Consider the following 12,621-nt stretch of genomic DNA (forward strand, 5'->3'; position numbering starts at 1 on the left):
GTAGTCGACCAGCGCGGAGCACTCGCCCGGCGAGAACCGGACCTCGTCCTTGCCGACCTGCACGATCAGGTCGGCGCCCGGCACCGAGTCGCCGGCGCGGACGTGGCTCGGCGAGTCGTGGCGCTGCACCGCCCGGTCGCCGCCGGCGCCGCCGGCGAGCTGATCGAGCGCGGCCTCGGCCGACCGCCCGGCCACGACCAGATCGGCGACCTGATCGGCGTGCTGCTCGTAGCGATCGCCGGCCGCGCCGACGCCGCCGGCCAGCTGCACGCCGCCGCGTTGCTGCACGACGTGGGCGGCCTCGTGGGCGGCGAGGTGCAGATCGGGGGCGGCCGCGAACGCGACCCGATCGCCGGTGGCGTACGCGCTGGCGCCGATCGCGCCGGCCGCGTCGGCCGCGGGCCCGCCGACCTCGGCCCTGACGCCGCTGATGTCGTGCCGGCCGAACGCGCGCTGGATGGCCGCGCCGTGCGGCAGCGGGCTGGCCGCGGCGGCGACCCCGTCGGCGGCGATGGCGGTGATCGCGTCGGTGGTCGGCGCGGCCCGCCGCTGGATGTCCCCCGTGAAGTCGAACGCGGCGTCGAGGTCACGCACGACGGTGCGCCGCTGGACCGGCGCCGCCGCGGGCTCCGGCGCGGCGACCGCGGTGCGCGGGCGCAGGCCTTCGGTCAGCGATCGCCGTCCGGCGGCGCGCGACGGAGGCGATGACGATCCGGACTCGACCTCGTGACGCTGCAGGCTCCGCATGGGCCGGGTTGAGCAACTCGTGTGCCCTCGCCAAGGACGCGCGACACAGCCCATGGTGGGACGCCGCCGATCCGCCGTCGGCCCCGCGCCGCCGGCTCGTGGGACCGCGAGGTCCCGCTCGCCCGGACCGCACGATCGATCGGCCGGCGACCGTATTCGGATTCCCGGCAACCCTAACCATCTGAAACCTATAGCCAGCCCAGGAGGGATCCCGGTCCGTGAGTGAACGTTCTGGCGTAACCAACTCGTCCGGTGCGGCTCCAAGCCTCGTGACCGAGCGCCACGACATCGTCATCGTCGGCGGGGGCCTGCAGGCCGCCCTGCTGGCCCTGGCCGTGCGTGCACAGGCGCCGTCGACCCGCCTGGCGATCGTCGAGCGTGGCGCGGCGCTGGGTGGCAACCACACCTGGTGCTTCCACACGACCGACGTCTCGGCGCGCATGGCGCGGTGGCTCGCGCCGCTGGTGGCCCACCGCTGGGACGGCCACGACGTCGCGTTCCCCAGCCACGCGCGGACGCTCGCCGGCGGCTACGCCGCGATCCCCAGCGACCGCGTCGACGCCGTCGTGCGGGCCACCGGCGCCACCGTATATATAGGTGCGCACGCGACCGAGGTCGGGCCGCGGCAGGTGACCCTGGCGGACGGCCGCACGCTGACGGCGCCGTGGGTGATCGACGCCCGCGGGCCCGATCGGGCCGACGGCGTCGGCGGGTTCCAGAAGTTCGTCGGGCTCGAGCTCGCGCTCGCCGCGCCGCACGGGCTGACGCGGCCGATCCTGATGGACGCGTGCGTGCCCCAGGTCGACGGCTACCGGTTCATGTACGTGCTGCCGCTGGCGCCCGACCGGCTGCTGGTCGAGGACACCTACTTCAGCGAGCGCGCGTACCTCGACGTCGAGGCGATCGCCGCCGAGGTCCGGGCCTACGCCGACGCCCGCGGTTGGCGCGGCGCGGTCGTGCGCACCGAGACCGGCGTGCTGCCGCTGCCGTGGCAGTGCGCGGTCGTCGCGCCCCGCCCAGGCCTGATCACCGCTGGCTACCAGGGCGGCTGGTTCCACCCGGTCACCGGCTACTCGCTGCCGATCGCCGCGCGGCTGGCCGAGGCCATCGCCGACGGCCTCGCGGCCGGCGACGTGCTCGCGCGGGTCGACGCGCTGGCCGACCAGCACGGCGCCCAGCTGGCCTTCGCGTGCCGGCTGGTGTGGATGATGTTCCGCTGGTTCCCGCCGGCGCAGCGCCGCGGGGTGCTCGAGCACTTCTACCGCTTGCCCGAGGACACGATCGCGCGGTTCTACGCGCTCACGCTGTCGCGGCGCGATCGCACCCGCGTGTTCCTGCGTCGGCCCCCGCCCGGGCTGTCGTGGCGGGCGCTGGTCGCGGGCGGCGTCGCTCCGGAGGCCCGATGACCCTGATCGCCCCACGGCCCGCGCTGACGCCGTCGCTGGCCGACGCGCTCGACCGCACCTGGGACGCCGACCAGCTCGACCCCGACGTGCCGAGGGCGCTGTGGGACGCGGCCTTGTGCGAGCCGCTGGCCGAGTTCGCGCGCCGTCCGTCCAAGGAGCTGCGGGCGCTGGTGTGCGAGCTCGGCTGGGTGCTCGGCGGCGGGACCGCGCCGATGCCGCCGGCGGTGGCGCTGGTCATCGACGGCCTGCACACCGGGTCGCTCATCATCGACGACATCGAGGACGGCGCGCTCCAGCGCCGCGGCGCGCCGGCGTTCCACGTGCTGCACGGCGACGGCACCGCGATCAACGCCGCCAACTGGCTCTACTTCTGGGCGCTCGAGCGGCTCGGCGAGCTGCCGCTCGACGCCGCCGCCCAGCTGCACGTGCACCGCCGCGCGATCGCCGTGCTGATGACCTGCCACCAGGGCCAGGCCCTCGATCTGCGCGCGCGGGTCGATCGGGTCGACGCGAGCAAGCTGGCGTCGGTGTGCGCGGCGATCACCCGCGGCAAGACCGCGGCGCTGGTCGGGCTGGCGATGGAGCTCGCCGCGCTGGCGGCCGGCGCCGAGGTCGCCCACGCCGCGACCGTCGCCGAGCTGGGCCAGTCCCTCGGCACCGCGCTGCAGCAGCTCGACGATCTCGGCAGCCTCAGCCGGGCCCGGCGGGCCAAGGGCCACGAGGATCTGCGCGGCCGCCGCGTGACCTGGCCGTGGGCGTGGCTGCCCGAGGTCGTCGACCCGCTGACGCTGGCGCGGCTGCAGCACCGGGTCCGCGCGGTCGGCCCCGCCACCACCGAGCTCGACGACCTCGCCGACGAGCTGCACGCGCTGGTGATCGCGCACGGCCGGCGGCGGATCCGCGCCGAGGTCGAGGCCGGCCTGGCCCGCGCCCACGAGATCCACGGCGACCACCCGGCGCTCCGCGCCGCCGCCGCGCTGATCGCCCGCATGGAGGAGAGCTATGTCTGACGCACGCACCCATCGCGCCGCCGTGATCGGCTCCGGCTTCGGCGGCCTCGCCGCCGCCATCCGGCTCCAGACCGCCGGCGTCGCCACGACGATCTACGAGGCCCGCGACCTGCCCGGCGGCCGCGCCTACGTCTACAAGGACGACGGCTTCACGTTCGACGCCGGCCCGACGGTGATCACCGCGCCGCACTGCCTCGAGGAGCTGTGGACCGAGGCCGGGCGGACGATGGCCGACGACGTCGAGCTGTTGCCGGTGACCCCGTTCTACCGCCTGCACTGGCTCGACGACGGCCACGAGCTCGACTACGACGGCGAGCTCGACAGCATGAAGCGCCAGATCGCCGCGCGCTCGCCCGACGACGTCGACGGCTACGAGCGGTTCGCCGCGTACTCGCGCAAGGTCTTCGATCAGGGCTACACCAAGCTCGCCGCGACCCCGTTCCTGCGCTTCTGGGACATGGTCAAGGTCGCGCCCCAGCTCGGCCGGCTGCGGGCCGATCGCTCGGTCTACGCCACCGTCGCGAAGTACATCAAGGACGAGCACATCCGCCAGGCGCTGTCGTTCCACTCGCTGCTGGTCGGCGGCAACCCGTTCGAGACCTCGTCGATCTACACGCTGATCCATCACCTCGAGCGCACCTGGGGCGTGTGGTTCGCGCGCGGCGGCACCGGCGCGCTGGTGCAGGCGATGGTCAAGCTGTTCACGTCGCTCGGCGGCGAGCTGCGCCTGAACGCGCCGGTCGAGCGGGTCACCGTCGACGCCGAGGGCAAGCACCACGTCGCCGGCGCCGGCGCCGCCGAGCGCTTCGACCTGGTCGTCTCCAACGCCGACCTCGACGCGACCTACACCAAGCTCTACGGCGAGGAGCCCCGGGCCAAGCCGATGCAGCAGAAGCTGGCGCGGAGCGACTGGTCGATGTCGCTGTTCGTCCTGTACTTCGGGACCGATCGGACCTACGCCGACCGCGTCGCCCACCACACCGTCGTGTTCGGCAAGCGCTACAAGGAGCTCCTGGCCGAGATCTTCCACGGCGCCGAGCTGCCCGACGACATGAGCCTGTACCTGCACGCGCCGCACCTGACCGATCCGTCGGTGGCGCCGGCCGGGCACGGCGCGTTCTACGTGCTGTCGCCGGTGCCGCACCTGGGCAACGCCGCGCTCGACTGGGACGCGCTCGGCGCCGACTACGCCGACCGCGTGCTCGCCACGCTCGAGCCGCTCCTGCCCGACGTGCGCAAGCACGTGGTCACGAAGCGGTGGATCACGCCGTTCACGTTCCGCGACGAGCTGGCCGCCAAGCACGGGGCCGCGTTCAGCGTCGCGCCGAAGCTGACCCAGAGCGCGTACTTCCGGCCGCACAACAAGTGCGACCACATCCCGAACCTGTACATCGTCGGCGCCGGCACCCACCCGGGCGCGGGCGTGCCGGGCGTGGTCAACAGCGCCAAGGCGACGATGTCGCTGATCGCGCGCGACCTGGGCCTGACCGTGCCCGAGACGACGCCGATGACGGTGCCGGGCACGCTGGCGGAGGCGACGTGACCGAGGCCGCGCTGATCGCGACCGGGCGCGCCGATCTGGTGGCGTGCCGCGAGGTCATCGCCCAGCACTCGCGGTCGTTCGCGCTCGCGTCGACGCTCCTGGGCCCGACCGCGCGCGACCACGCCGCCGCGCTGTACGCGTGGTGCCGGGCCGCCGACGACGCCGTCGATCTGGCGGCGCCGGGCCAGCAGGGCGCCGCGCTCGCCGGCGAGCGCGCCGAGCTGGCGCGGATCTACGACGGCGCGCCGCTGACCCTGGCCGGGCGTGCGCTGGCGGCGATGGCGCGGGCCCGCGCGATCCCGATCGTGTACCCGACCGCGCTGCTCGACGGCATGGCCATGGACGTCGACGACGTCCGCTACCAGACCCACGCGCAGCTGTTCACCTACTGCTACCGGGTGGCCAGCGTCGTCGGCCTGATGATGTGCCACGTGCTCGGCGTCAGCGACGACCGCGCGCTGGTGCCGGCCGCGCACCTGGGCGTCGCGATGCAGCTGACCAACATCGCGCGCGACGTCGGCGAGGACTGGGGCCGCGGCCGGCTGTACCTGCCCGACGAGCTGCTCGCGCAACACCGGCTCGGCGGCCTGGCCGATCGCCTGGGCCAGCCGCTGCCGGCCGACGTCCACGCCGACCTGCACGCCGCGCAGCGCGCGCTCCTGGTCGTGGCCGACCGCTACTACCGCTCGGCCGCCAGCGGCTACCGCGCCCTGCCCGGGCGCGCGTCGGCGGCGATCCGGACCGCGGCGCGGGTCTACCGCGCGATCGGCGCGCAGGTGCGACGCCTGGGCCCGGCCGCGATCACCACCCGCGCCGTGGTCGGCGGCGGCCGCAAGGCCGGCCACGTGGCCGCCGCGCTGACCGGCGCGCTCGGCGCCACCCCGACGCGCCTGGTCGACCGCGTGCGCGGTCGCCGCCCGCGCGTGCCATCATCGGTCCTGGAGCTCGCCGATGTCCCTCGCCTCTGACACCGCCTCATCCCCCGCCGCCACCGCAGCCCGGCCCTCGGCCCGCCGCCGCAACCCGCTCGCGATCTACGTCGGTCGCATCCGCGAGTTCGATCGGACCGACTGGCAGGTCTACCTGGTGTGGATCGGCATGATGCTCGGGCTGGTGGCGTCGACCGCGGGCTTCCTCGCGTTCGGCCACGCCCACGGCGTGCGGTTCCCGGTCGAGGCCTGGCTGGTGCCGGTCGGCGCGCTGATCTTCTCGGTCGCGATCGCGATCGACACGATCGGCCACCGCACGATCTACAAGGAGGCGCTCAAGGGCGGCGAGCAGCTCATCCACCACATCACGATCGTCAACGGCGTCGGCAGCTGCATCCTCCTGATCCTGGCCTACGCCCACCGCGCCGCCGTGATCCCGGCGATGGTCATGACCGGGCTGTCGTTCATGTTCAGCGTGTTCGACGAGGGCTTCCACTGGAAGCGCTACACGTCGTCCCAGGCCGACCCGGTCGAGATGTGGTCGCACGTCGGCATCTTCCTCGGCCACGGCATCATGATGGTCGGCTGGTGGTGGTTCTGGGCGCTGGGCTACCCCGGCGTGCACGCGACGCTGGCGGCGATGTGATCGCGCTGGTCCTGGCGATCGCGATCGTCGCGCTGGCGCCGGTCGGCGTCGGCGTGTGGCGCTGGCGCTTGCACCAGGTGGCGCGCCTGCGCTCGCAGCGCGGCCCGGCGTCGCGGCCACCGCCGCGGGTGTCGATCATCGTGCCGGCGCGCGACGAGGCCCACAACCTGCCCCGGCTGCTGGCGTCGCTGGCGCGCCTGGCGCCGGCGGCCCACGAGATCATCGTCGTCGACGATCACTCGACCGACGGCACCGGCGAGCTCGCCCGCGCCGCCGGCGCCTGGGTGATCACGCCGCCGCCGTTGCCGCCCGGCTGGCTCGGCAAGTCGTGGGCCTGCCACGCCGGCGCGCAGGTCGCGACCGGCGACCACCTGCTGTTCACCGACGCCGACACCGAGCACGGGCCCGACGCGCTCGCGCTCGCGCTCGACCGGGCCGCCACCGCCGAGCTGGTGTCGATCATCCCGACCCATCGCGTCGAGGCCGGCTGGGAGCGGCTCCAGGGGCCGTTCCAGCTCATGTTGCTGGTCGCCGGGCGCGCCGGCGCCGACGCCGACGCCGGCGCCCGCCGGTACAGCATCGGCCAGTACCTGCTGTTCGAGCGCGGCGCCTACGAGCGCGCCGGCGGCCACGCCGCGATCGCCGGCGAGATCGCCGAGGACCTGCACCTGGCGGCCCGCGTCGTCGACAGCGGCGGCCGGTTCGGGCTGGTGCACGCGCCCGGCGCGCTGGGCGTGCGCATGTACCCCGAGGGCGCCGGCGCGTTCGCGCGCGGGTGGCGGCGCAGCTTCCGCGCGGGCCTGGCCGCGGCCGGCGCCGGCGGCGCCGCCGAGATGATCGCGGTGATCGCGTGGCTGGCGGGCGTCCCGCTGGGCCTGGTCGTGGCGCTCGCGCTGGCGGCCTGGCCCTGGGCCATCGCCGCGGGCGTGGCCTACCTCGCGACCGCGGCGATGCTCGCGCGCGATCAACGCGCGGTCGCCGACCTGCCGTGGTGGTCCGCGCTGGCGTTCCCGATCCCGACCCTGGCGTTCATCGCGATCTCGACCGTCGCCGCGGTCGACCACGCCCGCGGCGCGCCGGTGCGCTGGCGCGGCCGGACCGTCGCGCTGCCGGCGTCGCGCGGAGGCGGCGCGTGACCACCGCGCTGGCGCCGACGCCGCCGCCGCCGTGGTGGCGGCTGCTGTACAGCCCGGGGGCGTGGCGGACGCGCCTGGCCGCGACCAAGGCCCGCTTCGAGGCCGAGCACCTGGCCTGGAACTTCGACGCGGTCGCGCCCCACGTCGCGCCGGGCGCGCGCGTGCTCGACCTCGGCGCCTGGGACTGCCGCCTGGCGCAGGCGCTGCGCGATCGCCGCGGCGCCCGCGTGGTCGGCGCCGACGTCGTCGACAAGAACGCCACCGACGTCGAGCTCCGGGTCCTCGTCGACGGCCGGGTGCCGACCGCGCCCGACGAGCGGTTCGACGTCGTCCTGCTCCTGTACGTGCTGCACCACGCCGCCGACGACCGCGCGGTGCTGACCGAGGCCCGGCGCGTGCTCGCGCCCGGCGGCACGATCGTGGTCGGCGAGGACCGCGCCGACACCTGGCGGGCGCGGCTGCGGACCAAGGCGTTCCACCTGTGGCTGCTGATCTTCACGTTCATGGGCTGGCGCGGGTCGTTCCGCTCGCGCGCCGGCTGGACGGCGCGCTTCGCCGAGGTCGGGCTGGCCGTGCGCGATCACCAGCCGCTGGGCGCGACCCGGTGGTGGTTCCCCGAGAACGAGCTGTACGTGCTGACCGCCGCGTCGACGCCGCCGCCGGCCTGACGCCCGCGCCCCGGCGCGGCCCTGCTACAGTGGGCGACGATGTACCGCCTGCTCGCGCTCGATCTCGACGGCACGCTCTTGCGCAGCGACCACACCGTCGACGCCCGCGACGTCGCCGCCATCGCCGAGCTCCAGGCCGCCGGCGTCACGGTCACGATCGCCACCGGCCGGCTGCACTCGGGCGCGGTCGACGCCGCCCGGGCCTGCGCGATCGACGGCCTGATCGCCTGCGTCGAGGGCAGCCACCTGATCGAGCTGAGCACCGGCACCACCCACGCCCACCACCCGATCCCCGACGACGTCGCCGCGCGCTGGCGCGACGCGGTCGCCGCCCACCAGCTGGCCGGGTTCGTGTTCGACGCCGACGGCATCCACCACGACGCCGCCGGCGGCGCGTACGTCGGCTACGTCCGCACCTGGTCGCCCAACGTCCGCATCGTCGACGACGCCGCCTGGCCCGACGCGCCGCTGGCGACCGTCGCCATCGGCGACCTCGACGCGGTCACCGCCGCCCACGCGGCGCTGCGGCCGCACCACGCCTGGCTGTACGCGGTGACCTTCGCCGTCAGCGCGTACCCCGGCAAGCACGCGCTCCTGGCGCGCGCCGCCGGGCCGACCAAGGGCACCGCGCTGGCCGCGCTGTGCGACGCCGCGGGCTGCACGCTGGCCGAGGCGGTCGCGATCGGCGACTGGGTCAACGACGTGCCGATGTTCGAGGTCGCGGGGCGCTCGTTCGCGATGGGCGGCGCGCCCGACGCGGTCCGCGCCAAGGCCACCGACGTGCTGGCCCGGCCGGCCGGCGCCGGCGGCGGCATCGCCGAGGCCATCCGCCGCGCCTGGGGCTGACCCGCGTCGAGCGATCAGCTCGTCGACACGCCGGCGGGCGCGGGCGGCGCCCCGCCGCGCCAGCGCCGCCACCGGCGGATCAGCCACGCGATCGGCCGCTCGCACCGGAACAGCGGCGCGTAGGCCAGGCCGACCAGCGGGTACGGGAACACGATCGCCATCAGCACCAGCACGCCGACGTGGAAGCCCCACGCCGCCACGGCCCAGACCGCGGCGATCCGGCGGTGCAGCAGCGCCAGCGGCGCGCCCAGCTCGACCACCATCGTCGTGAGCGCCAGCCCGCGCATCAGCGCCGTGTGCTCGAGGAACGCCGCCGCCACCGGGCTCATCGGCGCGCCCATCAGGTGCTTGCGCAGGTTGTCGATCGCGATCTGCTCCCGCAGCGCGTCGCCGTCGGTCCACGCCCACCCGCCCAGGCGCAGCTTGGCGACGCCGGCGAGCAGGTACGTGATCACCGTGATCAGCGCCAGCGCGCGCAGCGGCCAGCCGTAGCGCTCGTCGGGCGCGGCCCCGCCCCGGCCGCGGCGATCGACGCTCCAGGCGTCGGCGGCGGGCACGATCGCCAGCACCAGCACGTGCAGGGCCAGCAGGTTCTCGGTGTGGAACGGCATGCCCCACGAGTTGCGGTACGTGAGCGTGGCCAGGAGCGCGAGCGCGAACACCGGCGCCACCCAGCGGTAGGCCAGCCCGAGGGTGAACGGCACCGCCAGCGCCGCGGTCACCGCCACCAGCACCAGCCGGCCGCGGTGCGACAGCGGGCCGTCGAGCACGCGCACCACCCCCAGCGGCCGGAAGTCGTGCGCGACGAACTGACTGTCCGCCAGCCACACCGGCAACATGATCGCGACGTAGACCAGCGTGAACGCGCCGACCAGGATCCGCATCGCCGCCAGCCGCTCGGCCGGCGCCGGCGCGAACCACGCGTCGAGGACGCGCCTCACCGGGCGCCTCGCGCGATCGGACAGGTCGCGAGCGTCCGCTCGACGCCGCGATCGCCGCGGACGAAGTAGTCGATCGCGCGGTGGGTGCCCGCGATCACCTCGACCTGCGCGAACGCGCGGTAGTCGCCGCGGACGGCTAGCCGCGCCGCCACCCGCCGACACAGCCCGGCCGCGTCGCCGCGGGCCACCGCCGCGTGCACGCTGACGATCGCCTGCATCACCTCGGGGCTCGCGACCAGCGCGGGCGGCACGTGCCGCCGCGCCAGGTCGGGCCCGGTCGCCACGACGTACTCGAGGTACAGCCTCGCGTCCTTGCGCCGGGTCGCGAACATCGGGTAGGTCGACAGCGGGAAGCTGTCGCCGGCGACGGGATGGCGCGCGAGCGGCCAGGCCACGGCCACCGCGGCCACGACCGTGACCACCAGGCCGAACCAGCGGGTCGCGTTCACCGCTCGGTTGTACCGCGGCGCGGCGGGCTACCGCACCGGCGTGAGCACGTGCGTGTGCACGAGTTCACGCTCCCGCGCGCACACCTTCGACGCGGCCGCGCACGCCATCCGCAGCTGGGCGGCGTCGTCGGGCGCGCGGAACCGATCGAACGCCGCCAGGGCCCGGGCCGCCAGCGGGCTGCCGGGCATCAGCGCGGCGAGGGCCGTGGCCTGGGTCCGCAGCAGATCGGTGTCGCGTGGCGCCAGGTCGAGCCCGCGCACCGCCGCCGCCAGCGCGCCGCGATCGTCGCCGAGGCTGGCCCGGATCCGCGCCAGCACCACCCACGCGCCGGCGTTGGCCGGGGCCTTGTCGGTCAGCGCCTTGGCGTAGGGCTCGGCCTCGGCCCAGCGCCACACCCGCACCAGCGCGTCCGCGGCGTAGGCGTCGAGCGCCGCCGGGCCCGGCGCCGGCATCAGCGCCCGGGCCTGGGCGACCAGCGCCAGCGCCTCGTCGGCGCGCCCCTGCTTGCCGGCGACGCTGGCGAGCTGGGTCAGGATCATCGCGCGCGGCCGGGCCCCGGCGTCGCCGGCCGGGACCTGGGTGAGCGCGTGGGTGAGCACGCCGCGGGCCTCGTCGAGGCGCTCGGTCACGACGTGCGTCAGCGCCATGCCGAGCTCGTAGCTGCGCTCCCACGCCGGGCGCGCGTCGACGGCGCGCACCGCTGCGCCGTCGCCGACCGAGATCTCGGTCTGCGCGATCTCGGTGATCGGCTGCGGCTTGCACGGATCGACCACCATGTCGCGCAGCGCCAGCGCCTGGCGCAGGAACGCGGCGCCGTCGCCGGCCTTCGACGCGGCGCACACCGCGCGCTGGTTGTGGAGGCTGCGGGTCCGGTGGCGCAGGCGCGCGCGCACCGCCAGCGGCTGCGCGACCGCGGCCGGGACCTCGAGCGCGTACCGCACCGCGATCGCGTCGCGCGGCGCGATGGTCTGGTTCGAGACGATCGCGCGGAAGCCGAACAGCTCGTGCTGCTCGAGGGGCGCGCCGTGCTCGTCGACCGGGTACGCGCGCAGCACGTGGGCGTCGTCGTCGTCGCCCGAGCGCGCGTGGGCCAGGCCGCTGGCGGCCAGGCGACGACCGCGCGCGTCGAGCACCTCGACCTCGATCCACGTGTCCTGCATGTCGACCACGCCGCCCGGGAACCGGTGGCCGGTGAGCAGGTTGCGCACGACGACGTCGAAGGTCAGGCGCTGGCCCGGCACCACCGGCGCCCCGTCAGCGGGCAGGTGCCAGCGACCGCCGATCGTGGCCGGGCCGGTGGCCGGCGCCGTGGCCGGCACGATCGCGCCAGCGATGTCGATCGAGGCGGTGCCCTCGAGCATCGTCCGGATCCGCGCGAGCTGCGCGTCGTCGTGGCGCATCGACGCCATCCAGGTGTGGCCACCCGCGAAGGTGTGGGCCCGCACCTTGTGATCGTCGCCGGCGTACTCGTCCGGGCCGGCGCTGACCTCGGGCATGTGGCACGAGATGCAGCCCTGCTTGTCGACCTTGTCGATGCGCCCGGCGCCGTTGCCGGACCACGCCGAGCTGCGCCACCCGGTCGGCTCGTCGATGCCGGTCAGGTGGACGGGCACGCCCAGATCCGGCGACAGGAACCCGCGGTGGCAGGTCACGCACAGCTCGTCACCCAGCGGCTTCACGTCGACCGCGCGCCGGTGGATCGCGACCGAGGCCGGGTCGTCGACGTTGGGCGTCGGCAGCGGCACCCCGCTCAGCACGAAGCTGGCGTTGCCGTCCTTGGTCGGCGCGCTGGCGCCGTGGCAGACCCGACACGACACGCCGGTGTGAGCGCGCAGGTCGTCGGCGGCGACCGCCTGCTTCATCGCGCCGTCGATCTCGAGCGGCATGTCGTGGCAGCCGCCGCAGTGCTGGCTGGCCTCGTTGCCCAGGTTGGCGCGGACCAGCTCGACGTTGGTGCGGTAGACCGGGTTCGCGAACGACGCGAACGAGTGGATGCTCGACTGCCACTGCGCGGTCACCTCGGCGTGGCAGCTGCCACAGGTGTCGACATCGGCCAGGGTGTTGCCGTCCTGCACCTCGGGGCCCGTCGACATCGTCAGGAGCGACGGCGCGTACGGCCCCGGCGCCTGGGGCAGCCGGGTCTCGTACGAGGGCGGCGGCTGCTGGGGTGTGGTGTCGACCGGGATCTGGACCCCGTCGCCGTGGCAGCCGGCCAGCGCGATCACGACGACGAGCACGTCTCGACGCATCACGACCTCAGCTCCGCCGCCGGCGGCGGCCGATCAAGAACGCCAGGCCG

11 protein-coding genes and 1 pseudogene are annotated in these 12,621 nt (G+C 75.3%); 8 read left to right on the forward strand and 4 right to left on the reverse strand.

Going from position 1 to position 12,621, the window contains the following annotated elements:
* Positions 1-174 precede the first annotated feature (174 nt).
* Positions 175-801 (reverse strand): annotated as a pseudogene (locus tag IPL61_33035) (DUF4157 domain-containing protein).
* Positions 802-1,016: 215 nt separating this feature from the next.
* Here IPL61_33035 and crtY point away from each other — a divergent pair.
* The 8 genes from crtY to IPL61_33075 are packed head-to-tail and all read left to right on the forward strand — an operon-like array spanning position 1,017 to position 8,931.
* Positions 1,017-2,153 (forward strand): lycopene beta-cyclase CrtY, encoded by a 1,137-nt coding sequence (gene crtY, locus IPL61_33040; protein MBK9036022.1) that lies wholly within the window; start codon positions 1,017-1,019, stop codon positions 2,151-2,153.
* Complete coding sequence (locus IPL61_33045) at positions 2,150-3,163, forward strand: polyprenyl synthetase family protein (protein ID MBK9036023.1); 1,014 nt, start codon at positions 2,150-2,152, stop codon at positions 3,161-3,163. Before crtY ends, IPL61_33045 begins: the two co-directional genes overlap by 4 nt.
* Positions 3,156-4,706 (forward strand): phytoene desaturase, encoded by a 1,551-nt coding sequence (locus tag IPL61_33050; GenBank protein ID MBK9036024.1) that lies wholly within the window; start codon positions 3,156-3,158, stop codon positions 4,704-4,706. Before IPL61_33045 ends, IPL61_33050 begins: the two co-directional genes overlap by 8 nt.
* Positions 4,703-5,674 carry a phytoene/squalene synthase family protein gene (locus IPL61_33055; GenBank protein MBK9036025.1) on the forward strand — a complete coding sequence of 324 codons (972 nt, stop codon included), beginning with the start codon at positions 4,703-4,705 and terminating at the stop codon, positions 5,672-5,674. The genes IPL61_33050 and IPL61_33055 overlap by 4 nt, the downstream gene beginning before the upstream one ends.
* Entirely contained in the window at positions 5,658-6,281 is a 624-nt protein-coding gene (locus IPL61_33060; GenBank protein MBK9036026.1) for a hypothetical protein, read from the forward strand. Before IPL61_33055 ends, IPL61_33060 begins: the two co-directional genes overlap by 17 nt.
* Entirely contained in the window at positions 6,278-7,417 is a 1,140-nt protein-coding gene (locus IPL61_33065; protein MBK9036027.1) for a glycosyltransferase, read from the forward strand. Before IPL61_33060 ends, IPL61_33065 begins: the two co-directional genes overlap by 4 nt.
* A complete protein-coding gene (locus IPL61_33070) occupies positions 7,414-8,085 on the forward strand; it encodes a class I SAM-dependent methyltransferase (protein ID MBK9036028.1) in 672 nt (223 codons plus the stop codon). Before IPL61_33065 ends, IPL61_33070 begins: the two co-directional genes overlap by 4 nt.
* 39 nt (positions 8,086-8,124) lie before the next feature.
* Positions 8,125-8,931 (forward strand): HAD hydrolase family protein, encoded by an 807-nt coding sequence (locus IPL61_33075; GenBank protein ID MBK9036029.1) that lies wholly within the window; start codon positions 8,125-8,127, stop codon positions 8,929-8,931.
* 14 nt (positions 8,932-8,945) lie between these two features.
* Here the strand turns inward: IPL61_33075 and IPL61_33080 are convergent, their stop codons facing one another.
* The 3 genes from IPL61_33080 to IPL61_33090 are packed head-to-tail and all read right to left on the reverse strand — an operon-like array spanning position 8,946 to position 12,571.
* Positions 8,946-9,872, reverse strand: a complete 927-nt coding sequence (locus IPL61_33080; GenBank protein ID MBK9036030.1) for an HTTM domain-containing protein — start codon at positions 9,870-9,872, stop codon at positions 8,946-8,948.
* Complete coding sequence (locus tag IPL61_33085; protein ID MBK9036031.1) at positions 9,869-10,321, reverse strand: hypothetical protein; 453 nt, start codon at positions 10,319-10,321, stop codon at positions 9,869-9,871. Before IPL61_33085 ends, IPL61_33080 begins: the two co-directional genes overlap by 4 nt.
* Positions 10,322-10,348: 27 nt before the next feature.
* Positions 10,349-12,571, reverse strand: a complete 2,223-nt coding sequence (locus IPL61_33090; GenBank protein MBK9036032.1) for a hypothetical protein — start codon at positions 12,569-12,571, stop codon at positions 10,349-10,351.
* Between the last annotated feature and the right edge of the window lie 50 nt (positions 12,572-12,621).

The sequence above is a fragment of the Myxococcales bacterium genome, from assembly GCA_016717005.1.
Classification (GTDB): domain Bacteria; phylum Myxococcota_A; class Polyangia; order Haliangiales; family Haliangiaceae; genus UBA2376.

Coding starts and splice junctions, on each gene's coding strand:
- IPL61_33075 (MBK9036029.1), top strand. CDS start 8,125: ATGTACCGCCTGCTCGCGCTCGATCTCGACGGCACGCTCTTGCGCAGC.
- IPL61_33050 (MBK9036024.1), top strand. CDS start 3,156: ATGTCTGACGCACGCACCCATCGCGCCGCCGTGATCGGCTCCGGCTTC.
- IPL61_33090 (MBK9036032.1), bottom strand. CDS start 12,571: ATGCGTCGAGACGTGCTCGTCGTCGTGATCGCGCTGGCCGGCTGCCAC.
- IPL61_33045 (MBK9036023.1), top strand. CDS start 2,150: ATGACCCTGATCGCCCCACGGCCCGCGCTGACGCCGTCGCTGGCCGAC.
- IPL61_33060 (MBK9036026.1), top strand. CDS start 5,658: ATGTCCCTCGCCTCTGACACCGCCTCATCCCCCGCCGCCACCGCAGCC.